Source organism: Dietzia sp. UCD-THP, assembly GCF_000349585.1.
GTDB lineage: Bacteria > Actinomycetota > Actinomycetes > Mycobacteriales > Mycobacteriaceae > Dietzia > Dietzia natronolimnaea_A.
This window is the reverse complement of the sequence record NZ_AOSR01000002.1, coordinates 95,549-119,913: the sequence shown is the minus strand read 5'-3', so window position 1 is coordinate 119,913 and position 24,365 is coordinate 95,549. Positions and strand designations below refer to the sequence as shown.

24 protein-coding genes are annotated in these 24,365 nt (G+C 69.4%); 9 read left to right on the top strand and 15 right to left on the bottom strand.

The features are described 5' to 3' along the window. Positions 1-2 precede the first annotated feature (2 nt). Genes fadD5 through H483_RS39480 form a run of 4 tightly spaced genes read right to left on the bottom strand, consistent with a single transcriptional unit; the run spans position 3 to position 3,573 of the window. A complete protein-coding gene (fadD5, locus tag H483_RS21090; protein WP_017835223.1) occupies positions 3-1,598 on the bottom strand; it encodes a fatty-acid--CoA ligase FadD5 in 1,596 nt (531 codons plus the stop codon). A gap of 39 nt (positions 1,599-1,637) precedes the next feature. Then, positions 1,638-2,429 (bottom strand): enoyl-CoA hydratase, encoded by a 792-nt coding sequence (locus H483_RS21085; RefSeq protein WP_017835222.1) that lies wholly within the window; start codon positions 2,427-2,429, stop codon positions 1,638-1,640. Beyond that, a complete protein-coding gene (locus H483_RS21080; RefSeq protein ID WP_017835221.1) occupies positions 2,426-3,415 on the bottom strand; it encodes a nitronate monooxygenase family protein in 990 nt (329 codons plus the stop codon). The genes H483_RS21085 and H483_RS21080 overlap by 4 nt, the downstream gene beginning before the upstream one ends. Continuing rightward, positions 3,412-3,573 carry a hypothetical protein gene (locus tag H483_RS39480; protein ID WP_017835220.1) on the bottom strand — a complete coding sequence of 54 codons (162 nt, stop codon included), beginning with the start codon at positions 3,571-3,573 and terminating at the stop codon, positions 3,412-3,414. The genes H483_RS21080 and H483_RS39480 overlap by 4 nt, the downstream gene beginning before the upstream one ends. Before the next feature lie 160 nt (positions 3,574-3,733). Here H483_RS39480 and H483_RS21075 point away from each other — a divergent pair, with 160 nt between their 5' ends. Further along, positions 3,734-5,053, top strand: a complete 1,320-nt coding sequence (locus tag H483_RS21075) for a TetR/AcrR family transcriptional regulator (protein ID WP_017835219.1) — start codon at positions 3,734-3,736, stop codon at positions 5,051-5,053. 34 nt (positions 5,054-5,087) lie between these two features. Here the strand turns inward: H483_RS21075 and H483_RS21070 are convergent, their stop codons facing one another. Both H483_RS21070 and H483_RS21065 read right to left on the bottom strand, forming a co-directional pair. Next, on the bottom strand, positions 5,088-6,095 hold the full coding sequence (locus H483_RS21070) for an oxygenase MpaB family protein (protein ID WP_017835218.1): 1,008 nt from the start codon (positions 6,093-6,095) through the stop codon (positions 5,088-5,090). 7 nt (positions 6,096-6,102) lie between these two features. Then, positions 6,103-7,599, bottom strand: a complete 1,497-nt coding sequence (locus tag H483_RS21065; protein ID WP_017835217.1) for an aldehyde dehydrogenase family protein — start codon at positions 7,597-7,599, stop codon at positions 6,103-6,105. A gap of 114 nt (positions 7,600-7,713) precedes the next feature. Here H483_RS21065 and H483_RS21060 point away from each other — a divergent pair, with 114 nt between their 5' ends. The 3 genes from H483_RS21060 (at position 7,714) to H483_RS21050 (ending at position 10,242) form a co-directional block, all read left to right on the top strand. Further along, entirely contained in the window at positions 7,714-8,856 is a 1,143-nt protein-coding gene (locus tag H483_RS21060) for an acyl-CoA dehydrogenase family protein (protein WP_017835216.1), read from the top strand. Next, a complete protein-coding gene (locus tag H483_RS21055; RefSeq protein WP_017835215.1) occupies positions 8,853-9,323 on the top strand; it encodes a DUF4334 domain-containing protein in 471 nt (156 codons plus the stop codon). The genes H483_RS21060 and H483_RS21055 overlap by 4 nt, the downstream gene beginning before the upstream one ends. Before the next feature lie 118 nt (positions 9,324-9,441). Continuing rightward, the gene (locus H483_RS21050) at positions 9,442-10,242 is read left to right on the top strand and encodes an LLM class F420-dependent oxidoreductase (protein ID WP_017835214.1); all 801 of its coding nucleotides are present in this window, start codon (positions 9,442-9,444) and stop codon (positions 10,240-10,242) included. 288 nt (positions 10,243-10,530) lie between these two features. On the opposite strand, the gene H483_RS21045 is transcribed toward H483_RS21050, so the two are convergent. The 5 genes from H483_RS21045 to H483_RS21025 form a co-directional block, all read right to left on the bottom strand. Continuing rightward, complete coding sequence (locus H483_RS21045; protein WP_017835212.1) at positions 10,531-10,755, bottom strand: hypothetical protein; 225 nt, start codon at positions 10,753-10,755, stop codon at positions 10,531-10,533. 7 nt (positions 10,756-10,762) lie between these two features. After that, entirely contained in the window at positions 10,763-11,608 is an 846-nt protein-coding gene (locus H483_RS21040; protein WP_081615063.1) for a carbohydrate ABC transporter permease, read from the bottom strand. Positions 11,609-11,736: 128 nt separating this feature from the next. After that, positions 11,737-12,726 carry a carbohydrate ABC transporter permease gene (locus tag H483_RS21035; protein WP_017835210.1) on the bottom strand — a complete coding sequence of 330 codons (990 nt, stop codon included), beginning with the start codon at positions 12,724-12,726 and terminating at the stop codon, positions 11,737-11,739. Between the two features lie 117 nt (positions 12,727-12,843). Continuing rightward, complete coding sequence (locus tag H483_RS21030; protein WP_017835209.1) at positions 12,844-14,118, bottom strand: ABC transporter substrate-binding protein; 1,275 nt, start codon at positions 14,116-14,118, stop codon at positions 12,844-12,846. Positions 14,119-14,368: 250 nt separating this feature from the next. Continuing rightward, entirely contained in the window at positions 14,369-15,424 is a 1,056-nt protein-coding gene (locus tag H483_RS21025; RefSeq protein ID WP_031264370.1) for an ABC transporter ATP-binding protein, read from the bottom strand. A 216-nt stretch (positions 15,425-15,640) separates the two neighbouring features. On the opposite strand from H483_RS21025, the gene H483_RS21020 reads away from it, so the two are divergent. Next, positions 15,641-17,776 carry a PhoX family phosphatase gene (locus H483_RS21020; protein ID WP_017835207.1) on the top strand — a complete coding sequence of 712 codons (2,136 nt, stop codon included), beginning with the start codon at positions 15,641-15,643 and terminating at the stop codon, positions 17,774-17,776. Between the two features lie 72 nt (positions 17,777-17,848). Here the strand turns inward: H483_RS21020 and H483_RS21015 are convergent, their stop codons facing one another. Then, entirely contained in the window at positions 17,849-18,661 is an 813-nt protein-coding gene (locus tag H483_RS21015) for an alpha/beta fold hydrolase (protein WP_017835206.1), read from the bottom strand. 103 nt (positions 18,662-18,764) lie between these two features. Between H483_RS21015 and H483_RS21010 the strand changes: the two genes are divergently transcribed. From H483_RS21010 to H483_RS21000, 3 genes are all read left to right on the top strand, one after another. Beyond that, positions 18,765-19,331, top strand: a complete 567-nt coding sequence (locus H483_RS21010; protein WP_238556191.1) for a MarR family winged helix-turn-helix transcriptional regulator — start codon at positions 18,765-18,767, stop codon at positions 19,329-19,331. Between the two features lie 65 nt (positions 19,332-19,396). Further along, the gene (locus H483_RS21005) at positions 19,397-20,071 is read left to right on the top strand and encodes an SDR family oxidoreductase (protein WP_017835204.1); all 675 of its coding nucleotides are present in this window, start codon (positions 19,397-19,399) and stop codon (positions 20,069-20,071) included. Positions 20,072-20,143: 72 nt separating this feature from the next. Next, a complete protein-coding gene (locus tag H483_RS21000) occupies positions 20,144-21,217 on the top strand; it encodes a 2-dehydropantoate 2-reductase (protein WP_017835203.1) in 1,074 nt (357 codons plus the stop codon). Between the two features lie 49 nt (positions 21,218-21,266). On the opposite strand, the gene H483_RS20995 is transcribed toward H483_RS21000, so the two are convergent. Together H483_RS20995 and H483_RS20990 are read right to left on the bottom strand one after the other, a co-directional pair. After that, a complete protein-coding gene (locus H483_RS20995; RefSeq protein ID WP_017835202.1) occupies positions 21,267-21,548 on the bottom strand; it encodes an Lrp/AsnC family transcriptional regulator in 282 nt (93 codons plus the stop codon). A 191-nt stretch (positions 21,549-21,739) separates the two neighbouring features. Next, positions 21,740-22,114, bottom strand: coding sequence for an SgcJ/EcaC family oxidoreductase (locus H483_RS20990; RefSeq protein WP_017835201.1), 375 nt, complete (start codon positions 22,112-22,114; stop codon positions 21,740-21,742). Between the two features lie 177 nt (positions 22,115-22,291). On the opposite strand from H483_RS20990, the gene H483_RS20985 reads away from it, so the two are divergent. After that, a complete protein-coding gene (locus H483_RS20985) occupies positions 22,292-23,725 on the top strand; it encodes a sugar porter family MFS transporter (RefSeq protein ID WP_017835200.1) in 1,434 nt (477 codons plus the stop codon). Between the two features lie 17 nt (positions 23,726-23,742). On the opposite strand, the gene H483_RS20980 is transcribed toward H483_RS20985, so the two are convergent. Beyond that, the gene (locus H483_RS20980) at positions 23,743-24,345 is read right to left on the bottom strand and encodes a GyrI-like domain-containing protein (RefSeq protein ID WP_017835199.1); all 603 of its coding nucleotides are present in this window, start codon (positions 24,343-24,345) and stop codon (positions 23,743-23,745) included. Between the last annotated feature and the right edge of the window lie 20 nt (positions 24,346-24,365).

The window sequence follows — 24,365 nt, the reverse complement described above, 5'->3', positions numbered from 1 at the left end:
GGTCAGACGCCGATGGTGCCGTGCGCCGAACGCAGGGCCCCCTTGACCACCTTGCCGCTGGCGTTGCGCGGCAGCTCGTCCACGTGAACGAGGTGCTTGGGCAGTTTGAAACCGGCGAGCCTGTCGCGCAGCCACCCGGTCAGCTCGTCGAGGGTGAGGTCCGGGGCACCTTCCCCCTCGTGCTGGGCGACGACCGCGACCGGGACCTCGCCCCACGTGTCGTCACTCCGGCCGATCACCGCGACCTCGCGGATCCGCGGGTGGCCCGCGATCACGTTCTCGACCTCGGCGCAGTAGATGTTCTCGCCGCCCGAGATGATCATGTCCTTCTTGCGGTCCACGACGTAGACGAAGCCCTCGTCGTCCATCCGGACCAGGTCACCGGAGTGGAACCACCCGCCCTCGAAGGCCTCCGCGGTCTCCTCGGGCTTGTTCCAGTACCCGGACATGGTGGTGGGCCCGCGATAGACGATCTCGCCCACCTCGCCGGGCCCGACCGGCTCCCCGAAAGCGTCGATGACACGGGCCTGGAGTGTGGGGATGACCTTGCCGACGGACCCGAGCTTACGGATCGCGTCGTCGCCGTCGAGCGCGCAGGTGATGGGGCTCATCTCGGTCTGGCCGAACACCGCGCAGTTCAGTGCGTCCGGGAACGTCTCGGACATGGCGCGCAGGATCGTGTCCGTGGACGGGGCCGCACCCCACGAGATGTTGCGCAGCACCAGCGTCCGCGGGCGGGCCTGCTGCTCGGCGCACACGGCCTGCCACTGCACGGGGACCAGGAAGACGCTGGTGATCTGCTCGGCCTCGAGGGTGTCCAGGACCGCCGCGGGGTCGAAGGCCTGCAGCGGATGGACCACCGTGACACCGCCGAGCTGGAGACTCGGGGCGATCGACCCGAGCGCCGCGATGTGGAACATCGGGGCCGCGCACAGGGCGCGGCCCTCCTCGTCGAAGAGCCGGAAGACCCGGATGCACGTCAGCGACTGGGCGGTGAGGTTCTCATAGGAGAGCATCGCCCCCTTGGGGCGGCCGGTGGTGCCCGAGGTGTACATGATGAGAGCGGTCGCGTCCTCAGGGACGTCGACCGGCGGATGGCTGTCGCCCTCCTCGGCGAGCGCGTCGGCGTAGGCGGTCTGGCCCTCCGTGCCGGAGTCGCCGCCGATGACGATGTGGTCTCCGGGGTCCTCTCCCTGGGCGCGGATGGCCCCGACGAGCGGGGCGAGCATCGCGTCGGTGACGACGACCTTCGGCGCGCAGTCACTCACGAGGTAGGCCAGCTCCGGTGGGGTGAGACGGAAGTTCACCGGCACCGCGATGGCTCCCAGCTCGTTGATGCCGAGAACCGCCTCGACGAACTCCGGGTTGTTGAGGGTGATGAGCATGACGCGGTCACCCTCCGCGACCCCGCGACGGGCCAGTGCGTCGGCGAACAGGCCGCTGCGCTCGTGCAGTTGCGACCAGGTGGTCGTCTGCCCCAGGTAGCGCAGTGCCTCGCCGTCGGGGTTCATCTCGGCGTGGGTGGCCACCCAGGAGTTCCAGTGGTTGCGACGGGCGGCGTGGAGTTCGGCGACGGGGTCCATCGTGGTGGTGGTCATGATCCGGCCTTTCGTGGGGAACGGTGCGGGTGAACCAGGTCAGGAGAAGTCGGGGCGTCTCTTCTCGAGAATCGAGGCCACCCCCTCTGCGAAGTCGGCGGACACCAGTAGTTCGCACTGCCCCTCGTGCTCGCGCGCCAGCGCGGCATCCAGCTCGGCGAGCGTGGCCCCGGTGACGGCGCGCTTGGTCAGTTCCAACGCGCGGCGCGGGCCCCGGGCCAGTCGGCGGGCCACCTTGGCGGCGCCGGGTCGTAGGTCCGCGGAGGGCAGGACGTCCGTGGCCAACCCCACCTCCCGGGCCTCCCCGGCCGACACGGCGTCCCCGCGCAGCAGCATCCGGGAGGCGACCGAGCGGCCGACCGCCGCGGGCAGGAGCACGCTGGCCCCGCCGTCAGGCATGAGCCCGATGTTCGTGAACGCGAAGAGGAGGTACGCGTCGTCGGCCATGAGAACGAGGTCGGAGGCCAGCGCCAACGACACGCCCACCCCCGCCGCCGGACCGTTGACCGCGGCGATCACCGGGACCGGGGCGGTCAGCACCGCGCGGACCAGAGCCGCGGCATTGTCCATGGTGACGTCGGGGCTGGGAGCGTCGACGGCGCCTTCCCGGATGGACTGCAGGTCCGCCCCGGTGGTGAACGCCGCACCCTCGCCGGCGAGCACGATGACACGGGTCCCCGGATCCGCACCGTGCTCGGTGATGAGCCCGATCAGAGCGCCGACCGTGTGGTGGTCGAGCGCGTTCATCCGGTCGGGCCGGTTGATGCTGATGGTCGTCACGCCGAGATCGTCGGTCTCCACCTTGACGGCGTCCCGTCCGGTGGCGGTCACCGGACCGTCTCCGCGGCGGCGACCATGCCGGACAATCGGTCGGTGATGATCGCCTCGGCCTCGGACATCATGCGATCGACCAGCTCGGCCGCGGTGGGCACATCGTTGATCAGTCCCTGGCACTGTCCGGCGGACCAGATGCCGGCGTCCAGGTCGCCGTCCTCGAAGACCTTCCGTCCCCGGGCTCCGGCGACCAGGTGCTGGATGTCGGAGAACTCGCAACCCTCGGCCTCCCTAGCCACCACCTCCGCGGAGATCGCGTTGGCGGCGACCCGGGCCGTGTTGTGGAGCGTGCGGAAGATGAGCGTCGTGTCGAGTTCGGAGTTCGCCACGATCTGCTGCTTGACCGCCTCGTCCACCGGCGACTCGGCCGTACACATGAAGCGGGTCCCCATATTGGCCCCGTCGGCCCCCAGGGCCAGTGCGGCCACGAGGCCGCGGGCGTCGGCGATGCCTCCGGACGCCAACATCGGGATCGTCAGCCGGGACGCCGCGGCGGGGATGAGCACCAGACCGGGGACGTCGTCCTCACCGGGATGTCCGGCGCACTCGAAGCCGTCGATGGAGACGGCATCCACACCGAGCTTCTCGGCCTTGATCGCGTGCCGCACGGAGGTGCACTTGTGGATGACCTTGACCCCGGCGGCGTGGAAGACCGGGAGGTGGTCCTTGGGATTGGATCCGGCGGTCTCGACGATCTTCACCCCCGACTCGACGATCGCCTGCCGGTACTCCGCGTACGGCGGCGGCGTGATCGACGGGAGGATCGTGAGGTTGACCCCGAACGGTTGGTCGGTCAGCTCGCGGCAGCGGGCGATCTCCCTGACCAGGTCCTCGGGGGTGGGCTGGGTGAGCCCGGTGATGATGCCCAGCGCCCCGGCCTCGGACACGGCGGCCGCGAGTTCGGCGCGGCCGACCCACATCATGCCGCCCTGGACGATCGGATGACGGACGCCGAACACCTCGGTGAACCTGGTGCGGATCATGGCCGGACCTCCTCGGCGAGCTCGTCGGCGCGGGCGACGAAGCCGGTCCAGCCCGGGGAGCCGATCCCGAGGATCGAGCCGACGTTGGGTTCGGTGGTCGTCTTCGGCACGCCCTCGTCGAGGCCGAGGCGCTCGAGACCGTCAAGTGCAACTGACATGGCGGGGTGTCCCCTCTCGGGTCGGTCGATCCTCACGATCGACTCCGCTCACTCACATGGATTCGATCACATATATCTGTGAATTCGGGTTTACTATCTCCACTGTATTCCTTGTTGTCAAGATCACACCCCGAACCGCCAACATGAGATCCGAGAGGCCATGACGTCTCCTCCCGCTCTGCCCACGTGGTTCCCGGACGTACCTCCGCCGGGGTCGCGACGTGCCGAGATCGCACTGGTCGCAGCCGAGGAGTTCACGCGGCGCGGCTACCACGCGACCCGCGTGGAACACATCGCGAACCGCCTCGCCGTGACCCCCGGTGCGCTGTACCGCCATGTTCCGGGCAAGTACGCGATGTTCCGCGACGCGGTCGCCACACTCGTCGCCGAACTCGACATCGCCACGACCGGCCTCGACGAGCTGGACGAACTGGTCGCCTCGGTCACCCGGGCGACGTTGACCCACCGCTCCCGCGCGGCGCTGTACCGCTGGCAGATCCGCTATCTCACCCCGCAGGACCGAGCGGCGGTCGCGGCGGCGGAGGTCCGGATCCGGCAACGGTTCGCCGAGGCGATCCGGGGAGACGACGCGGCCTCGTCAGCCGGGGCCGGGGCCGGGGCCGGGGCCGGGGCCGGGGCCGGGGCCGGGGCCGGGGCGATCCTCGCGTGCATCGCCTCGCTCGGCCACCACCGCATCGAGGCCTCCGACGCGGCGGTCCCCCTGATGCAGTCGATCGCGGCAGACCTGGCCGAATCCGTCACCACGACTGTCCGGGTGGTACCGCGCCCACGGAGGAAAGACGTGTCGGCGGGAGACCGGTCCGCGGGAGACCGGCCGGCGCCCGGTGCGGGGCCGACGGGCCGACTATCGACGGGCCGGCTACGCGGCGGCGCGGCCACCCGGGAGAGCGCGATCACCGCGGCGATAGCGCGGTTCCACTCCTACACCTACGACGAGGTGACCATGGAGGCGATCGGCGCCGACGTGGGGGTCGCCGCCTCGGCACTGTATCGACACTTCCCCGGCAAGTCCGCGCTGCTCACGGCAGCCGTCGACCGGACCGCGACACTGGTCTCCGAGCTTCTCGACCGCCACGAGGCCCACCGGGGCCACGAGGACGAACCGGTCCGGGCGCTGGCCGACCTGCTCGACCAATACGTCGCCATCGCCTTCTCCCACGGACCCGAGCTCATGCTCTACCACTCCGAGCTCGGCACACTGGGTCACCAGGACAGGAGGCGGGTCCGCCGATCCCAACTGCGGCAGCTCGAACGATGGGCCGGGCTGGTCCGCGAGGCCGCGCCGGCGGGGTCCACCGTGGACGACGCCACGGCCCGGATCCGGGTCCACGCCGCACTGTCGGTGGTGTTGGACGGCGGACAGGGCACGGGCTTCCATCCCGGAGCCGCGGAGACCTTCGCCGCGCTGGCCCGGACCGTACTCCTGCCCCCGGAACGCCAGGTCCGGCGCTGCCGGTGAGACCGGGACGCCGCACGGGGCATCCGCCGGCGGGTCACCGGCCGTCGCCACCCGCGGTAATCACCGGGCACCCCTCCACGCGGTCCCTCGGCTGGATGGGGCAGGCCCCCAGGTCGGCGGGGCGGTAACCGTTCGGGTACCCCGGATAGGTCCTGTTCTCGGTGCCCCGCGACCCCAGTGCCCGGCGACGGACCGGGAGCCACCTCACCACGGCGGACCGGGCCCGCAGCGCGGCGTACGCGGCTTTGCGTCTGCCCGGCGGCTGCCACGGGAAACCGAAGGCCCGGGTCATGTCGTCATCCACGAGTGACAGGACCGCCGTGCGGACGGCGGGGCGGATCGCCTCCGGGTACCAGGAGCACATGAGATCGAGCGTGTAGGTGCCGATGAGCTCGTTGCTGCGGTCGTAGCGGAAGGTGCGGGCCTCGTAGTCGTCGCGCCACCGGCGGAACTCCCCGATGTCGTCCGGGATGTCGGCGATCTTCATCCGCTGGCCCACCCCGCGATAGAAGTGGAACGCCGCAAGCCGCTCGTGAGGGTGCAGCCGCCGCCACCCGATCGCGTCGATCCACTCCAGTGGCTCGTAGATGAAGGTCGACAGGACGTACAGCATGTCGTCGTTGGAGATCTCGTACCGCGCGTGCTGGCGATTGATCACCCGCAGCGCCTCCCTGCCCCTCGGGGAGTCGTAGCCGTGCTCGACCAGCTCCACCATCAGCAGCGCCGTGTCGTCGTATCGCTTCTGCGGTGCATCGCGGAACTGGCCGGCCTGCTCGAGGACCGCCGACACCGAAGGCACGCAGTACGTCCGGTACAGGGCCAGCTCGAGCGCCCTCTGATAGTCCCAGGGGAACTCGTAGGCGGAGGTGATGCGGTGGATCTCCGCCGCGTCGGCGACCGGGTCGAGAGACGCGATGAGGTCACGCCAGTACCAGCGGCCCGGCTTGAGCGGCAGCGACGCCGTGAGCGGGTGCTCGACGGCGGCGTCGGCCACCAACTCGGACGGGATCGGTCCGAACACCCCGGGGACGGTGGCGGTCATGCTGACCTCACAGCTTTCCCATGACGTTGCCGAGCATCCACTTGACCACCTTGATGTCCCTCGGCTTGCGGGTCATGGTCATGAGGTTGAGCGGGGCGGCGAACTTCTGGGCCGTGATCGCCTTGGGCCGGGCGAACTCACGCAGCCCGTCGGCCCCGTGGATGCGGCCGAAGCCCGAGTCGCCCGAGCCACCGAACGGCAGCGACGGGATCCCGGCGAAGGCCAGGAAGGAATTGACCGACACCATGCCGACGTCGAGCTTCTCCGCCAGCGCCAGACCCCGCTTGCGGTTGCCGGTGAAGATCGCGCCACCGAGGCCGTAGCTGCTGGCGTTGGCCTTCTCGACCGCCTCCTCCAGGTCCGCGACCGAGTTGATCACGACGGTCGGCCCGAACGTCTCCTCGGTGATGGCCGTCGAGTCCTCGGGGACGTCGACCAGGACCACGGGCTCGACCACCCTCTCCCCGACCGACCCCTCGCCCCCGATGACGGCCTTGCCGCCCCGGGCCAGCGCGTCCTCGACGTGTCGACGGACGATATCGATCTGGGCCGGCAGCGTCATGGGGCCGTAGCTGGAGGTCACCGAGGTGCCGGGGGTCAGAGCCCGGACCTTCGCGGCGAACTTGTGGACGAAGGCGTCGCGGACGTCCCGGTGGACATAGATTCGTTCGACCCCGGCGCACGTCTGCCCCGCATTGCCCATCGCGCCGAAGACCGCCTGGTCGGCCGCCGAATCGAGGTCGGCGTCCGCGTCGACCAGGAACGCGTCCTTGCCCCCACCCTCGATGACGACGGGGGTGAGCGTCTCCGCGCAGGCGGCCATGACCTTGCGGCCCGTCGCGGCCGACCCGGTGAACGCGAGCTTGTCCACGCCCGCCCGGCAGAGCGCCGCGCCGGTCGAACCGTCGCCCGTGATGGTCTGGAACAGCGGCTGCGAGGCGCCGAGCGAATCCCACACCTCGGCGAGCCAGACGCCGACGCCGGGCGTCAGCTCACTGGGCTTGAACACCACCGCGTTGCCCGCGGCCATGGCGTAGGAGAGAGTGCCCATCGGGGTGAACGCGGGGTAGTTCCAAGGACCGATCGCGCCGACGACGCCGTACGGCTGGTACTCGACGTAGGCCGCCTGGTTGCTCATGAGCAGTCCGGCCGACACCGAGCGGCGGCGCAGCACCTTGTCCGCGTTCTTGGCGGCCCACTCGAGGTGGCTCACCGTGAGCATGACCTCGAGCGTGGCGTCCTCGTCCGGCTTGCCGGTCTCGGCGGAGATCAGCGAGGCCAGTTCCTCGGCGCGGGAGGCTATGGCCCGCTTGTACTCCAGCAGCCACTCCCGACGGCCGCGCGGGCCCTGGGCGGCCCACCAGCGGGCGGCCGCGCGCGCACGCTCGACCGCGAGGGCCACCTCCTCCGGTCCGGCGATCGGGTACTCCGCGAGGACCGTGCCGTCGCGGGGGTCCAGGCTCGCGAACGCGGGGCCGGTCTTGCTCGGTTCGGTGGTGGTCATTCGAATTCCCTCCGGTTTCGATCACATATATTTGATGTAGCCTACCGTGATACGGGCCACAGTAGTCCACACTGCCTGGCACCGTCACCCCATGACAGAAAGCCGAGGCCAGACGTGTTCGACATCCTCACCGAAGAGCAACGCGACTTCGCCAAGTCCATCGACGACTTCTGCGCCCGCGAGGTCGGAAGCGTCGAGAAGAGGCGTGAACTCACCACCGAGGGCGGCACCCACTCCCCCGAGATCTACGCCAAGATGGCCGAGCTGGGCTGGCTGGGCCTGACCGTGCCCGAGGAGTACGGGGGCGCCGACGCGGGGGCCGTGGAACTCTGCCTCCTGCTCGAACGCTCGTTGCGCGGTCTCGCCCCGATCGGAGGCATCGGCCCCACCCTCATCACCGCGGCGGCGATCCAGAAGTTCGGCACCGAGGAGCAGCGCAGGCGGGCCCTCGAACTGGTCGTCGCGGGCGGCACCCTGGCCATCTCCATGTCCGAGCCCGGCGCCGGGTCCGACGTGGCCGCGCTGCGCTGCAAGGCCGTCCGCGACGGTGACGACTGGGTGATCACCGGACAGAAGACCTGGTGCTCCAACGCCCACTTCGCCGACCGCATCCTGCTGGTGGCGCGCACCGACTCGACCGGCGCCAAGCATGAGGGCATCACGATGTTCGACGTCCCCGCCGATGTCGAGGGGCTGCAGATGAGCGGTATCGAGACCATGGGCGGCAAAGAGGTCAACGACCTCTACTTCACCGACGTACGCCTGTCCGCCGACTCCGTGATCGGCGAGGTCGGTGGCGGGTGGAAGCAGCTGATGGCGGGACTCAACATCGAGCGGCTCATCCTGGCCGCCATGCAGCTCGGGGTGGCGCAGCGGGCCTTTGACGACTGCCTGACGTTCATCCGTGAGCGCGAACAATTCGGCCGGCCCGTCGGATCCTTTCAGGTGATCCGCCACCGCATGGCCGACCTGGCCACCGAGATCGAGGCCACTCGGCTGCTGGTCTACGCCGTGGCCAGGAAGGTCGACGAGTCGGACCCCGCGGCCCTGCTCCCCCGCGAGGCCTCCATGGCCAAGCTCAAGGCCTCCGAGCTGAGCAAGCGCGTGACGCTCGAATGCATGCAGTCGATGGGCGGCTACGGCTACGCGACCGAGTACGGGATGGAACGACTGGTGCGCCAGGCCGTCGTCTCCACCATCTACGGCGGCACCAACGAGATCCAGCGGGACATCATCGGGAAGACGTACGGGCTGTGAGCGCGCCGCACGCCGACGAGCTGGAGGCGATCCGCGCAGGGGAGACGGTGTCGCCCGAGCGGGTCTCGGCGCTGTGGGACTCACTCGAGCCCGCCCGGATCGAGGACATCGGCGGCAGCCGGTGGAAGGGCACCGGCCTCGACACCGGGCACCCGATGTTCGCGATGCTCGGGCAGATGCGCTGGTGGGGAAAGGACTTCACCGACCCGCGGAAGGTGGACCCGATCCTCGTCACCGACGACTCGGGGTCCGTCGTGCCGGACACCTCCGCCACGGGCGGGGGCGGGGCGTCGCTGTGGCAGGTCTCGTTCCGCGGCCGTCCGTGCGCGTCCATGGTGTACGACCGGTTGCCGGTGATCGACCACTTCGCCGTCGTCGATCCCGACACCCTCCTGGCCGTGATGAACGGCCGCGGCACCGTCCACGAGGGCGAGCACTTCTGGTTCCTCCTCGAGCGCGAGCGGTAGCGGACGCGCGAACGGTAGCGACCGCACACGCGGGGCCTGGTCGGGTGCGCGGCGGGGTCGGGTGCGCGGCGCGGCGGGGTCGGGTGCGCGGGGCGGCGGAACGGACCACACTGGGTGCATGACCCCCAACACCGAACGCCCGGTCCGCATCGCCGTCCAGCTCCAACCGCAGCACGCGCCCGACTACGACCTCCTGCGCGATGCCGTCCGACGGTCGGAGGACGCGGGCGTCGACGTCGTCTTCAACTGGGACCACTTCTATCCCCTCTACGGAGACCCCGACGGCGCGCACTTCGAGTGCTGGACCATGCTCGCGGCCTGGGCCGAGCAGACCGAGCGGGTCGAGATCGGCGCCCTGGTCACCTGCAACAGCTACCGCAACCCGGACCTGCTGGCCGATATGGCCCGTACCGTCGACCACATCTCGGGCGGGCGGCTGATCCTGGGCCTGGGCAGCGGGTGGTTCGAGCGGGACTACGCCGAGTACGGATACGACTTCGGGACCAAGGGTTCCCGGTTGGACGACCTCGGGGACTCCCTCGAGCGGATCGAGCGGCGCCTCGCCCGGCTCACCCCTGCCCCGACCCGTCACATCCCGGTGCTGCTGGGCGGAGGGGGCGAGCGCAAGACGCTCAGGCACGTCGCCCGCCATGCGGACATCTGGCACTCTTTCGTGGACGTGGAGACCTATCGACACAAGTCCGCGGTGCTGGCCCGGCACTGCGCCGACGTGGGCCGGGACCCCGGTGAGATCGAGCGTTCCACCGAGATCGGCGGCGCCTCCTCCGCCCACGAGGCGCGGCGCTCGGCCGACGCGCTGGTGGCCGAGGGCGTCACGCTGTTCACCGTGGGCCTCAACGGACCCGAGTACCCGCTGGACCTGGTCGAGTCGTTGGTGGCCTGGCGCGACGGCCGCTGACGGCCTGGCTCGACGGTCGCTGACGACCCTGCGCGACGACCGGGTCAGCCGCGGCCCACGGCGCGGTCGGCGCGGCGCCACACTCGGAAGGTGTACCACGATGCCGTGAGCATCAGCACCAGCGCGGCGCTCGGCCGACGCGCTGGTGGCCGAGGGCGTCACGCTGTTCACCGTGGGCCTCAACGGACCCGAGTACCCGCTGGACCTGGTCGAGTCGTTGGTGGCCTGGCGCGACGGCCGCTGACGGCCTGGCTCGACGGTCGCTGACGACCCTGCGCGACGACCGGGTCAGCCGCGGCCCACGGCGCGGTCGGCGCGGCGCCACACTCGGAAGGTGTACCACGATGCCGTGAGCATCAGCACCAGCACGAACGAGGCGAGGATCGACGGGCGTCCGGCCACGATCAGCCCGACCGCGTTGACCAGCGCGAGCACGGTGAAGAACCCGACGAAGCCGCCCAGGACCTCCAGGCGCTGCCGGGTCCCGAGGGCATCACCGCCGCTCCGAGCCACGACCGGGTCAGCTCTTCAGGCCGCCGGCGGTGAGGCCGGAGATGATCCGCCGCTGGAAGATCAACACCATGATCACGAGCGGGACGGTGACGAGCGCGCCCGCCGCCATGATCGCGGCGTGCGGCGGGATGTAGGGATTGACCCCCGAGAAGCGGGCGATCGCCACGGTGACCGGTTCGGTCGAGGAGTTGGACAGCTGTTGTGACAGCAGGAATTCGTTCCACGTGATGATGAACGCCAGGATCGCGGTGGTGAAGAGCGCCGGCGCGGCGAGCGGCAGGATGATCTTGACGAACGCCTGCCCACGCGTGGCGCCGTCGACGCGCGCGGCCTCCTCCAGTTCCCACGGCAGATCGTTGAAGAACGACGTGAGTGTGTAGATGGTCAGGGGCAGCGCGAACGAGATGTTGGGGATGATGAGCGCCTGATACGTGCCGATCCAGCCGATGTCGGTGAACAGCTGGAACAGCGGCGTGACCAGTGCGACGCCCGGGAACATCGAGGCCGCCAGGATCACGCCGGTGACGAGGAACTTCCCGCGGAAGTCCACGCGTGCGAGCGCGTAGGCGGTGAACACGCCGAAGAGCAGCGCCAGCGCGGTCGTGATGGAGCTGATGATCACCGAGTTGATGATGGCGCCGAGAAAGTTGTTGCCCGCGTCCGTCGCCAGTGCCTCGCGGAAGTTGTCCAGGGTGAGGTGCGAGGGCACGGGGCTCGCGGAGAACACGAACCGGTTGTCGCGGAACGCGGTGACGAGCATCCAGTAGAACGGCGCCAGGCCCCAGATCAGGATGAGCAGGGCACCGACATAGGTGCCGATCCTGGGCCCGAGCGGCTTACGGGGTGGGCGCAGGTCGTCGGTGTCGTCCCGATCGTGGGGGCCGGGTCGTGACGACGACGAGGTGGGCGGTCGCGTGGTGGTCGACCGCGTGGTGGCCGACCGTGCGTGGGCCGGCCCGGAGTGGTCGGGCGCTCGGTGACTCACCGGATCTCCTCCTTCTTGCCGGTGCGGTCATCGACGACATTCGCGCCGAGGAACTTCACCATGACGTACGCGACGGCGAAGATCAGCAGGAACACCAGTGTCGAGATCGCGGACGCGCTGTTGAAGTTGCCCATCCGCATCTCGTTGACCACCAACATGGACACCGTCGCGGTGGGCGACCCGGAGTTGGCCGACACGAGGATCACGGGCAGGTCGTACATGCGCAGGGCGTCGAGGGTCCGGAACAGGATCGCCACCATGAGCGCCGGCCGCACGAGCGGCAGGGTGATCCTGGTGAACTGCTGCCAGCGAGAGGCGCCGTCGACCCGGGCGGCCTCGTAGACGTCCCCGGGGATCATCTGCAGCCCGGCGAGGATAAGTAGAGCCATGAAGGGCGCGGTCTTCCACACGTCGGCCACGATGATGGCCATGCGCGCGTAGAACGGATCGGTGGTCCAGGCGATGTTGGTGCCCAGCATCGTGTTGGCGATGCCGTTGGGCGCGAAGATGAACGCCCACAGCTTGGCGGTGACCGCCGTGGGGATGGCCCACGGGACGAGGACGGCCGCGCGGAGGAGCGACCGGCCCCAGATGCTCTTGCCCATGACCACGGCCATCGCGAAGCCGAGGACCGTCTCGAGGGAGACGGTGGTGACGGTGAAGAACAGCGTGTTGCCCATCGCGGGCCAGAAGTCGACGGCCGAGACGCCGGGCGGACACGGGATGGTCCCGTCGCCGCCCCTGGCCGGACACGCCTGGGTGAGCCAGTAGAGATAGTGCTGGAATCCCGCGAACCCGCCGTCGGAGAACATGCCGGTGGCGGGGTCCAGGCCACGGTCGGCCCGGAAGGACAGGTACACGGCACGGACGACGGGGTAGCCGATCACCACCGCGAGGATCGCGAGCGCGGGGCCCACCATCCATACCGGGCGCCAGTCGAATCTCTTCTCGACCAGTGGCGCCGGGGACTTCTCAGTCGTCGTCATCGCTGCAGCTCCTCATCGGATCGCACCCGCCCTCACCACGACGGCCGATGGGCCCCGGGATAGTACCCCGGGGCCCATCAGCGCGGTGTCGTCATCACTGCTGACCGGACTCTGGTATCACTGAGCCGCTTGGTCGATCGCGGCGCTCATGTCGGTGAGTGCCTGCTCGACGTTCTTCTGGCCACGCAGCGCGGCGAACGTGTTGTCCTGGATCGCCTTGGACACGGCCGGGTAGTACGGCGTGACCGGACGCGGCTCGGCGTTCTCGAGTGCCGCCTTGAGGGCCGGCATGTACGGGAACTGCTGCTGAAGCGCCTCGTCGTCGTAGATCGAGGACAGGACCGGCGGGAACGACTGCTCGGCGAAGCTCATCTGGACGTCCTCCGAGATGATGTACTCGAGGAACGCCTGAGCGGTGGCCTTGTTCTCCGAGAACACGTTGATGGCGTTGTTGTAGCCACCGAGAGTCGACCGGCCCGCGCCGTCCTGACCGACGATCGGCGCGACCTCGAACCGACCCTGGACCTGCGAGGTGGGATCGGACTGGCCCGACTCGTACATGTACGGCCAGTTGTAGGAGTACATGGTCTCGCCGGCGAGGAAGCCCTGCGCGGTCTCCTCCTCCGTGAACGCGTCGGTCTGCGGGGGGATCACGCCGTTCTGGTAGGCGTCGACCAGCGCGGTGAGGCCGGCGCGCGCCTGATCGGTGTCGAGCTCCGGCGTCTGCCCGTCGTCGCCCACGACCCGGCCGCCCCAGCTGTGGATGAACTGGGTCGCGGCGACGGTGAGGCCCTCGTAGAGGCTGAGTTGCGTCTGCAGGCAGTCGACGTCGGCTCCCTCGGCGGCCTCACAGGAGGCGACCAGCGCGTCCCAGTCGGCGGGGGCCTCGGGCTGGAGGTCGGTGCGGTAGTACAACAGCTGCGCGTTGGTGTTCTGCGGGATTCCGTAGAGCGTGCCGTTGTAGGTCGCCGAGTCCACGGCGGCCTCGATCAGGCCGGAGGTGTCGATCTCGGTGTCGCCCTCGATCGGCTGCAGCCACCCGTTGGCCGCGAAGTAGGCGGTGTCCGTGACGTCGAGCGCGAACACGTCGTACTCGCCGCTCTCGGTCTGGAGGGACTGCGTGAGCGTGTCGCGCTGCCCGTCCTGCTCGGCGGGGAGCTCGCGGAGGGTGACCTCCTGGTCGGGGTTCTCCGCGTTCCACTGGTCGATCACGGGACGGAGCTTGTCCGTGTCGTTGCTGCCCATCGCGAAAGTGATCGGACCGACGCCCGAGGTGCCGGCCTCCGTCTGCTCGTCGGACTCTCCACCACCACCGTTGGTGCAGGCCGCGGATACCATCGCGACCATCGATGCGGCCGCCGCCGCCTTGAGGAACCTGCCGTGAACGGCCATGCGCTCTCTCCTACTGTCGTGTCTCGCCTACCGCCGACGTGTGCCGACGGTCGGGTGATCCCGGTCTCACTGTGACGCCGGTCTCTCTGAGGTCCCGCTGAGCGTAACCCACCGGGGGCCTGTACGTAGGACCACGAGCGGTCACCTCACCGACTCACCGTCATCCCGTCGCCCTCGGGGCGACGAGACTCAGATCACAGGGGACACTCTAACAACAACAAGTGTTGCGATAGGCCACCGCGGTCCCCGGTCACCGCAGTCGCAGACCGGTCTCCACGTCGAAGAAGCGGACCTCGCCATCGAGCGCGGCCAGGAACATGGTCTCGCCCTTCCCCGGGTGGTCGCCCGACTCGGCGCGGTAGACCACCGGGTGGCCGTCCCCCGTGGAGCAGTGCAGGTAGCTGTCGGCACCCAGTTCCTCGACGAGGTCGACGGTCACCCTCAACCCGTCCCCGTCGTCGGCCATCCGCAGGTGCTCGGGCCGCACGCCCACCGTGACCGTCGCCCCGGCGCCGGCCGGGACCTGCTCTCCGAACCCCTCCAGCGCGACCCTGCCGTCGGCGACGGGGGCGTCGAAGAGATTCATCGACGGCGATCCGATGAAACCGGCGACAAAGGCGTTGACCGGGTTGTGGTAGAGCTCCCGAGGCGTGTCGACCTGCTGGAGGACGCCGTCCTTGAGCACCGCCACCCGGTCCCCCATCGTCATGGCCTCGACCTGGTCGTGGGTCACGTAGATCATGGTGGTGCGCAGGTCACGCTGCAGTTTGGCGATCTGGGCGCGCGTGGCCACCCGGAGCTTGGCGTCCAGGTTCGACAGCGGTTCGTCCATCAGGAACACCTGCGGGTTGCGCACGATCGCCCGGCCCATGGCGACCCGCTGGCGCTGACCACCGGAGAGCTCCTTGGGCTTCCGATCGAGGTAGGCGGTGAGATCGAGCATCTCCGCAGCACGGTCCACCCGTTCGGCGATCTCCTTCTTGGAGGCCTTGGCCAGCTTGAGCGCGAAACCCATGTTCTCGCGCACCGTGTAGTGCGGGTAGAGCGCGTAGTTCTGGAACACCATCGCGATGTCCCGGTCCTTGGGCTCCATCCCGGTCACGTCCTTGTCACCGATGAGGATGCGACCGGCCGAGACGTCCTCCAACCCGGCGAGCGCACGGAGGGTGGTCGACTTGCCGCAACCGGACGGGCCGACGAGGACCAGGAACTCGCCGTCGGCGATCTCCAGATCGAGCCGGTCCACACTGCGCCGTGCGGCGCCGGGATAGACGATGGACACGTTCTCGAAGGTCACCGAAGCCATGGCGAGCACTTTCCCTTCACCGGCAGGAACGTGCCGGACGATCCGAGTAGAGGGTTGACACGACGACTGTAGCGCCACGACACCGGTGTTCACCGGCACTGCGCCCACAGTTCATCCGCACGTGTCCTCACCTCGCCCGTGCCGTCGCCCGCGCTCCCTAGGGTCACACCGTCCTCGTGCGCCCGTGCGCGACCCACACACCCTCAGGGAGAACCGTTGTCAGTCCGCACTCTGCTTCCCATCGCCACGCCCGGCATCTCCAACCGCCAGCACCTGACCTGCCTGTACAAGTGCGGCGACCAGTGTGCGTCACCCGCCCCCAACGCCAGCGGGAATCCGTACTTCGGCGACGTCGCCGCCGAGATCAGCCGGCGCGGGGCCCTCAAGGCGGCCGGCGTGATCGCGCTCGCCGTCGGGGCCACGCAGGTTCTACCGGCCACCGCCGCCGCGCAGGGCTCCCTCGGCACCGGGTCGGCGGGCGCTCTCGGATCGTCGGGTGGGGGCACTCTCGACACCGGTTTCCTCCCCGTGTCCCCCAACACCGCGGACGCCGTCACGGTGCCGGCCGGGCACTCCAGCGACGTGGTGATCCGCTGGGGAGATCCGGTGATCCCCGGAGGCCCCGCCTTCGACTTCGAGAACCAGTCGGCCGCCGCGCAGGCGGTGCAGTACGGCTTCAACTGCGACCTGGCGGTCCTGTTCCCCATGGACGATCGGGACGAGAGGTTCCTGCTCACGGTCAACCACGAGTACACCACCGAGCCGATGATGTTCCGCGGGTACGACTCCGCGGCCCCCACCCGCGAGCAGGTCGAGATCGCCTGGGCCGCACACGGTATGACGGTGGTCGAACTCGCCAGCAGGCCGTCCGATGGCGGGCTCGATCCCGTGATGGGCTCGTACAACCGCCGCATCACCGCGACGACGCCGTTCGAGTTGCGTGGCCCCGCCGTCGGTGCGCTCACCCGGACCACCGCCGACCCCACCGGGACCCGCGTGCTGGGCACGCTCAACAACTGCGCCGGCGGCCACACCCCCTGGGGGACGGTCCTGTCCGGCGAGGAGAACTTCAACCAGTACTTCGGCACCACCGGCTCCGTCACCGACCCGGCGCGAGTGGAGGCCCTCCGGCGCTACGGTGTGTCGGTCGGCGAGTCCGGGCGCAAGTGGGAGCGTTTCGACAGCCGCTTCGACCTGGCCGTCGAACCCCACGAGGTCAACCGCTTCGGCTACGTCGTCGAGGTCGATCCGTGGAACCCGGATTCCACGCCCGTCAAGCACTCGGCGCTCGGCCGGTTCAAGCACGAGGGCGGAACGGTCCACGTGACGGCGGACGGGACCGTCGTCATCTATTCGGGCGACGACGAGCGATTCGACTACCTCTACAAGTTCATCTCCAGCCGGACCATCGTGCCGGGGCGGACCCCGGCGGCCCGGGAACAGAACATGAGGATCCTCGACGAGGGGACCCTCTACGTGGCCACCTTCACCGGCAACTCCCCGGCGTCCGAGATCGACGGGTCGGGCGCCCTCCCCTCGGACGGCGCATTCGACGGCACGGGTGCCTGGATCCCGCTCCTGACCGTCGACTCCGCCGGCAACGCCGTCTCCCACGTCCCCGGCATGAGCGCCGAGGAGGTCGCCGTGTACACCCGGATGGCGGGTGACGCGGTCGGGGCCACGAAGATGGACCGTCCGGAGGACGTCGAGCCCAGCCCCACGACCGGCAAGGTCTACATGGCGCTGACCAACAACACCCGCCGCACCGCCGGTCAGGTCGACGAGGCCAACCCCCGGCATGACAACAAGCACGGTCAGGTAGTCGAGATCACCGACGACCACGCCGGGACGACGTTCGGCTGGAACCTGCTCCTGGTCTGCGGCGACCCCGCCGCCGCCGACACCTACTTCGGCGGCTTCGACAAGTCCAAGGTCAGCCCGATCTCCTGCCCGGACAACGTGGCCTTCGACCCCGCCGGTGGGCTGTGGGTGTCGACGGACGGCAACGCGCTCGGATTCAACGACGGGCTGTACTCCGTGGCCACCGAGGGGCCGAACCGGGGGGAGACCAAGCTGTTCCTCACCGTGCCCGTGGGTGCGGAGACCTGCGGCCCGCTCGTCTTCTCCGACCGGGCGATCGTCAACGTCCAGCACCCCGGGGAGAAGGACGGGGCCTCGATCGAGAACCCCGCCTCCCACTGGCCGGACGGCGGCACCAGCCAACCGCGGCCCTCGACGGTCGTGGCGTGGAAGGACGGGTTCACCGGCGGGACGGGATCGCTGTCAGGGGGCTCACTGTCCGGGGGTTCCCTGTCCGGGGGCTCCCTGCCGGCGGGGTCGCTCGGCTCCTGACCGTTCGTGTGCGGGGTCGGCGCGGGGTCGGCAGGGATGAGAGGTCGATCCCGCGCCGTCGGTCGCGCGCCGTCAGACCCGACTCGCCGACCCCGCATGCGCCAACCCGCGCTCAACCGTCGCGGCGATCGAGGCGGCGACGCCCTCCGGATCGTCCGACATCGGAACGTGCCCGTCTGCCGAGATCTCCACTCTGGCCTGGGGGAACAGCCTCGACGCCAGTGAGACCTGACGGACCGGCAGGACCAGGTCGAACCGCCCCCACCGGATGGTGATCGCAAGGTCCTCATCCACCGGCGCGGAGAACACGAAGGTGCCGCGGTCCGCGCGGTCCAGCACTGTGTTGCTGACGATCGCCTCCCCGTCGATCGCCGCCGCCTCGGCCGGATACCGCCACGGCCGGGCGCAGAACGCCGCCATCATCACCGCACGGCCCGCGGCCCTCTCGGTCACGACGGGGATGTGCCGTCCCAGCTTCGCGGCTCCCCGGCGCAGACCCCGGAACACGGTGATCGTGTAGCGCCACTCGGCGTTGGAGCGGAAGAACCCGGCCGGGGAGAGCGCGGTGACACTGTCCACCAGGCCGCGGGCACCCAACTCGAGCGCGATGAATCCGCCGAGCGAGTTCCCGGCGACGTGGGGGCGCTCCCCGGCGGGCATGAGCTCCGCGAGGAGTTCGGTCAGTTGGTCGATCATGTACTCGAGCGCGTCACCCGCCTCGGGGAGATCCGCGGACTTCCCGTGCCCGGGCAGGTCCACCACGACCACGCGGTACCGGTCCGCGAGCAGCGGAACGACCGGGTCCCACGCATGGGCACGGTGGCAGACACCGTGCATGAGGATGATCGTCGGTCCGGAACCGGTCACCTGGTGATACAAATCCATGCCAGCAGTATCCCTCACAGCAATAGATGACGTCCCACAACCGCTCGGGATCGTGCTTTTATCTCCCATGCGACGGAGGGGACCACTGGTCAGGGGGCACGACGTGGACACTGTGGCAGGCGAAATGACGGCGCGGCATCCGGCGCCGCGGGGGCCGGGGCGGTCCGGGGCGGCGAGAGCGCAGCTGCCGTCCGGGTCGGCGAACTCAGGGTCGGCGAACTCGGGGTCGGCGAACTCGGGGCTGGCAACGCAGTTCCGTCCCATCCTCCTCCGACTGGACCTGCTGGTACGGCGGCAGAACACTCAGTACGCCCTCAGCCGCGCCCAGACCTCCATCCTCCACACCCTCGCCAGCCATGGACGGTTGCGCATGAGCGACCTGGCCCGGTTGGAGAACGTCAGGGTCCCCACCACCAGCAATTCGGTGAACGTGGTGGAGGGCATGGGTTACGTGGAGCGCGTGCGGGACGAGTCCGACGGCCGGGGCGTCTGTGTGCAACTCACCGACCTCGGACGGACACGGATCGACCAGGTGCTCGAGGAGCGCGACCAGGACTTCGCCGCCCACCTGTCGATGTTGTCCTCGGAACACCGGGAGTCGCTGTCCGCCGCGGTCCCCGCCCTCAACGCGCTGCTCGACGCCATCGACAGCACCGCGACCCCGCACTGATCCAGCCGTCGTCGACTCCATCGGGACCTCCCACCGGGCCGGTGGGGCGTCTACCCTCACCGGGCATGGGCACAGTCATGATCACCGGCGCCTCCCGTGGGATCGGCGCGGCCACGGCCAGGGCGCTCGACGCCGATCACGAGCTGATCCTGGTGGGCCGCGACGCCGACGCCCTGGCATCCGTGGCACGCACGTGTCGGTCCGCCCGGGTTGTGACAGCGGACCTGACGACGCCCGATGGTGTCTCGGCGGTGGCCGACGGCATCTCCACCCTCGACGGGGTGATCCACTGCGCCGGGGTGGCGGAACTGGGGCGGATCGACGAGACCGACGCCGCCCAGTGGCGTCGCGCGTTCGAGGTCAACGTCCTCGCCGTGGTCGAGCTCACCAGGGTGTTGCTCCCGGTCCTGCGCGCGGCCCGCGGCCACGTCGTCGTCATCAACTCCGGCGCGGGGACCACCGCCAAGCCGGGCTGGGGCTCCTACAGCGCCTCCAAGTTCGCACTCCGCGCCGTCACCGACACGCTCCGCGGGGAGGAGCCGGGCCTCCGCGTCACCTCGATCCATCCCGGCCGGGTGGACACGGACATGCAGAGGGCGATCGTCGCCGCCGAGGGCGGGACCTACGACCCGTCGGTCCACCTCAACCCGGACTCCGTGGCGACCGCGGTGCGTCACGCTCTCGAGTCGACGCCCGACGCCCACCCCACCGAAATCGTCGTGCGACCTCGACGTCACTGAGTTCCCCTCCGCCCGGTGGGCCCACGCGCGATCCCTCCCCGGACCGGCGCGAATGTCGTATCGTCCAGCACCATGGTCGGCTCCGACACCCCCTTGCGCATCACCGTCATCGGTGCCGGCGTCGTCGGGTGTTACCTGGGCGGAAGACTCGCGCGCCACGCCGACGTGACCCTGGTCGGGCGCCCCCATGTCCTCGACCCGATCCGTGCGGTCGGGCTCACCGTGGAGGCCGGGAAGGGCGTGGACGACCGCATCCACGTGCCGTCCGAGGCGCTCACGCTCTCCGAGACGCCGGAGTCCGTCCGCCGCTCTGACGTGGTACTCGTGTGCACCAAGGCGGGGTCCTCCGCGGCAGCCACCGCCGAATTCGTCCCGTTCCTACGTCCCGGGACCCTGGTGGTGGGCCTCCAGAACGGACTGCACTCGGCCGATTCCATCCGCGACGGCGTGGGCACGAACCCCGTGATCGCCGGGATCATCCCCTTCAATGTGGCCCGCACCGGGCCCTCCACCTACCGGCGGACCAGCACCGGTGAGATCCGGATCGCCGAACACCCGCTCGCCGCCCCACTCCTCCGGGTGATGGACGAGGCCGATCTCCCGGTGCGGGCGACCGACGACATCCAGGCGGTGCTGCACGGCAAGGTCCTGTTGAACCTCAACAATGCGGTCCAGGCGTTGTCCGGACTTCCTCTGCGAGACGAACTCGTCGATCGTGACCTACGCAGATGCGTCGCGCTCTGCCAGGGCGAGGCCATCCGGGTCTTCACCGCGGCCGGGGTGGTGCCCCGGGTACCCATCGCCGTGCCGGCCGGGATGCTTCCGTCCGTCATGCGGCTGCCGACGCCTGTGTTCCGCAGACTCGCCAGGACCGTCATGCGGGTCGATGCGGACGGGACCTCGTCGATGAACGATGACCTGATCCGCGGACGACCTACCGAGATCGACATCCTCCAGGGCGAGGTCGTCCGGATGGGCCGGCGGCTCGGGGTCGCGACGCCCGCGTGCGCTCACATTGTCGAGTTGGTGCACGAGGCCGAGCGGGCCGGACCCGACCGACTCCAGTGGACAGGCAAGGCGCTGCTCGCGGAGTTGCAGCGGGCGCGGCGACGGGCACGACGGCTCGCGCGGATGCAGTTCGGATAGTTGAGCCGACTCACCTGTCGACCGCCGCAGGTGGTCAGACGGCAGGTGGTTACTCGTCGTACCCCAGGGAGAACGCCGCCTCGAGGTCGTGCTTGGACAACGCGCGAAAGGCGATGTGCGTCTCGGTGTCGACCACACCCGGGACCTTGTTCAGGCGGTCGGAGACGATGTCGGCCACGTCCTCGTTACGGCGGGCCCGCACCAACACGATGAGGTCGATGGTGCCCGTGACCGAGTACACCTCGGAGACGCCGTCGATCTCGGCGATCTCTTCGGCGACCTCGGGGATGCGCGCCGTCTCGGCGTGGACAAAGACGATGGCGGTGATCATGGGATCCAAGGCTAGTCCAGCTGACGCCGCCCCGCGTCTCGCGTTCTGCGTCCTGCGCCCGGCGCCTGAGCCCTGTGCTGATCGAGCGCGTTCTGTGAATACCCGTCGCGTTCTCGGCGGCCCGCTCTCGACCGATGCGTCACAGAACTCGCCGGATCGAGCAGGCGACGCCCGCCTCACCCCGCCTCAGCTCAGCGCATGTTCTCCGGGGTCCAGTAGGCGCGCATCGAGGCGACCTTGCCCTGCTCGTCGTGGGTCATCAGGTCCCAGACGTTGATCGTGGCTTTGGAGTTCTCGTCGAAGTGCGTGGTGATCTCGAAGTTGAACAGCAGATCGTCCCCACACACCCGCGCCTCGATCACCTCGCCCTCGATCTTCAGGGCCACCACGGACGAGTAGAACTCGCGGATGGCCGCCTTTCCCTCGTGCACCGTGCCGTTGCCGACCGGATCCTCGACCGTGGCGTTCTCGGCGTAGAGGTCGAGCACAGCCTCGAGGTCGCCCGCGACGAGCGCGGCGATGTACGAGTCTGCGGTGGCACGGATCTGCTCGGGGGAGGCACTCACGGCGATGGCCCTTTCGGTGTGACGACGAGACCACCAAAGCCTAGAACGTGTTCTCGTCGAGAGGATCGTTACCGCACAACAGGTGAAAAAAGTGTGACTTGCACCACACTCGTCGCGGGCCTACGCTCCGTTCACCAGAGAACTGGACGTCCATCCGGCCCGGGAACGGGGTACGCCATGTCCACACCGAACATTTCGGCCAAGAGCTCGGACGAGGAGTCCTTCCACACCGGCCGGGTGGTGATCATCTCCCTGGTCGCGGCCCTCGGCGGGTTCCTGTTCGGGTTCGACACCGCGGTCATCAACGGCGCGGTCGACGCCGTCCAGGAGTCGTTCGGGATGAACGCCGGCCTCACCGGGTTCGTGGTCTCCTCGGCGCTACTCGGCTGCATCGTAGGTGCGTATCTCGCGGGCCGTCTGGCCGACCGCTGGGGACGCACCCGAGTCATGGTCCTGGCATCGGCGCTGTTCACCGCCAGTGCACTCGGGTCAGGCCTGGCCTTCGGTCCGTGGGATCTCATCCTCTGGCGGGTGGTCGGTGGACTGGGCGTGGGGGCGGCCTCCGTCATCGCGCCGGCGTACATCGCGGAGGTGGCCCCGCCCTCGATCCGCGGTCGCCTCGGTTCCCTGCAACAGCTCGCGATCGTCTCCGGCATCTTCGTGGCCCTGCTCTCCGATGCCTGGCTGGCGTCCGTGGCCGGCGGCGCGATCGAGGAGCTGTGGATGGGGATCCAGGCCTGGCGCTGGATGTTCCTCACCGAACTCGTTCCCGCCCTCACCTACGGGGTGCTGGCACTCATGATCCCCGAGTCCCCCCGCTATCTGCTGGCCAAGGGTCTGGTCAGCGAGGCGCGGGACGTGCTGCGCACCATCCAGTCCAGTGGTGTCGACAACCGGATCACCGAGATCCGGGCGACGGTCCGCGAGGACAGGAAGCGGTCCTGGCAGGACATGCTCACCCCGGGCGGAAGGAACCTCCTGCCGATCGTGTGGATCGGCATCATCCTGTCGGTCTTCCAGCAGGCCGTGGGCATCAACGTGATCTTCTACTACTCCACCTCCCTGTGGCAGTCGGTCGGCTTCACCGAGGCGGACGCGCTCACCCAGACCGTCATCACCTCGGTGACGAACATCGTCGTGACGATCGTGGCCATCGCGCTGATCGACAAGATCGGCCGCCGCAGACTGCTCATGACGGGGTCTGTGGGGATGACCGTCTCGCTCGCGGTGATGGCCCTGATGTTCAGCACCGCCACGATGGGTCCGGGGGCCGACGGCGAACTCGCACCCCAACTCGGGGACACCCAGGGGCTCGTCGCGCTGATCGCCGCCAACGGCTTCGTCGTGTTCTTCGGTATGTCCTGGGGCCCGGCGGTGTGGGTGCTGCTCGGCGAGATGTTCAACAACCGTATCCGCACGGCGGCGCTCGGTCTGGCCGCGGCCGCCCAGTGGTTGGCGAACTTCGCGGTCTCCACCGCGTTCCCGCCGATGGCCGAGTTCAGCCTGACGTTCACCTACGGCTTCTACGCGGTGTCGGCGCTGCTGTCGTTGCTGTTCGTGGCCAGGTTCATCCCCGAGACCACCGGCCGCTCGCTCGAGGACATGGAGTAGACGGGCCCCCGAGCCGATCAGGCCGCGTCGTCGGGCGTGCGCACCGGGCAGAACAGGTCGGTGCGCAGGGTCGCGGGATCGATGTCCGGCGACGGTTCGGTCACGTACGCCTCCCAGAACGGAGTTCCCGGGGCTCGCCCCAGGGAGCCGATCTCACCCATGAACTCCTGCCACGCCTCACCCAGCCCGTCGTAGGACCCGAGGTAACTCATCGCGGCGACCTGCCCGGCTGGGAGTTCGGATGCCACCACGCGCATCCCGCCCTCTCCCTCCGGCTCTGCGACGACCCCATCGGGCAGCGGCTCGGCCAGGGGGAATCCGATCTCCAGGTCTGCCTGGGGTTCCGGCTCCTCGGTAATCCTGGTGTACGACGCGAACGGGGCGGCGGCAGGCGTCACCCCTGCGGCGAACAACGCGGGAAGCGCCGTGCCGAACGCCGAATCGAAGAACTCAGCGATGGTGGCCATGGGCACGGCCGTCGCCCGGACCACCGCCGTGGGCACCGCGGGCGCGGTGAACACGCGGACGCCGACCAGGGGCTCCGGGCCGAGGTCGGGGTAGCCGGGGGGCGGACCGTGCGGCTGGTCCCGGGGCGGGACCGGGGACGACGACGACATCATGAATCCTCCTCGGGCAGCGA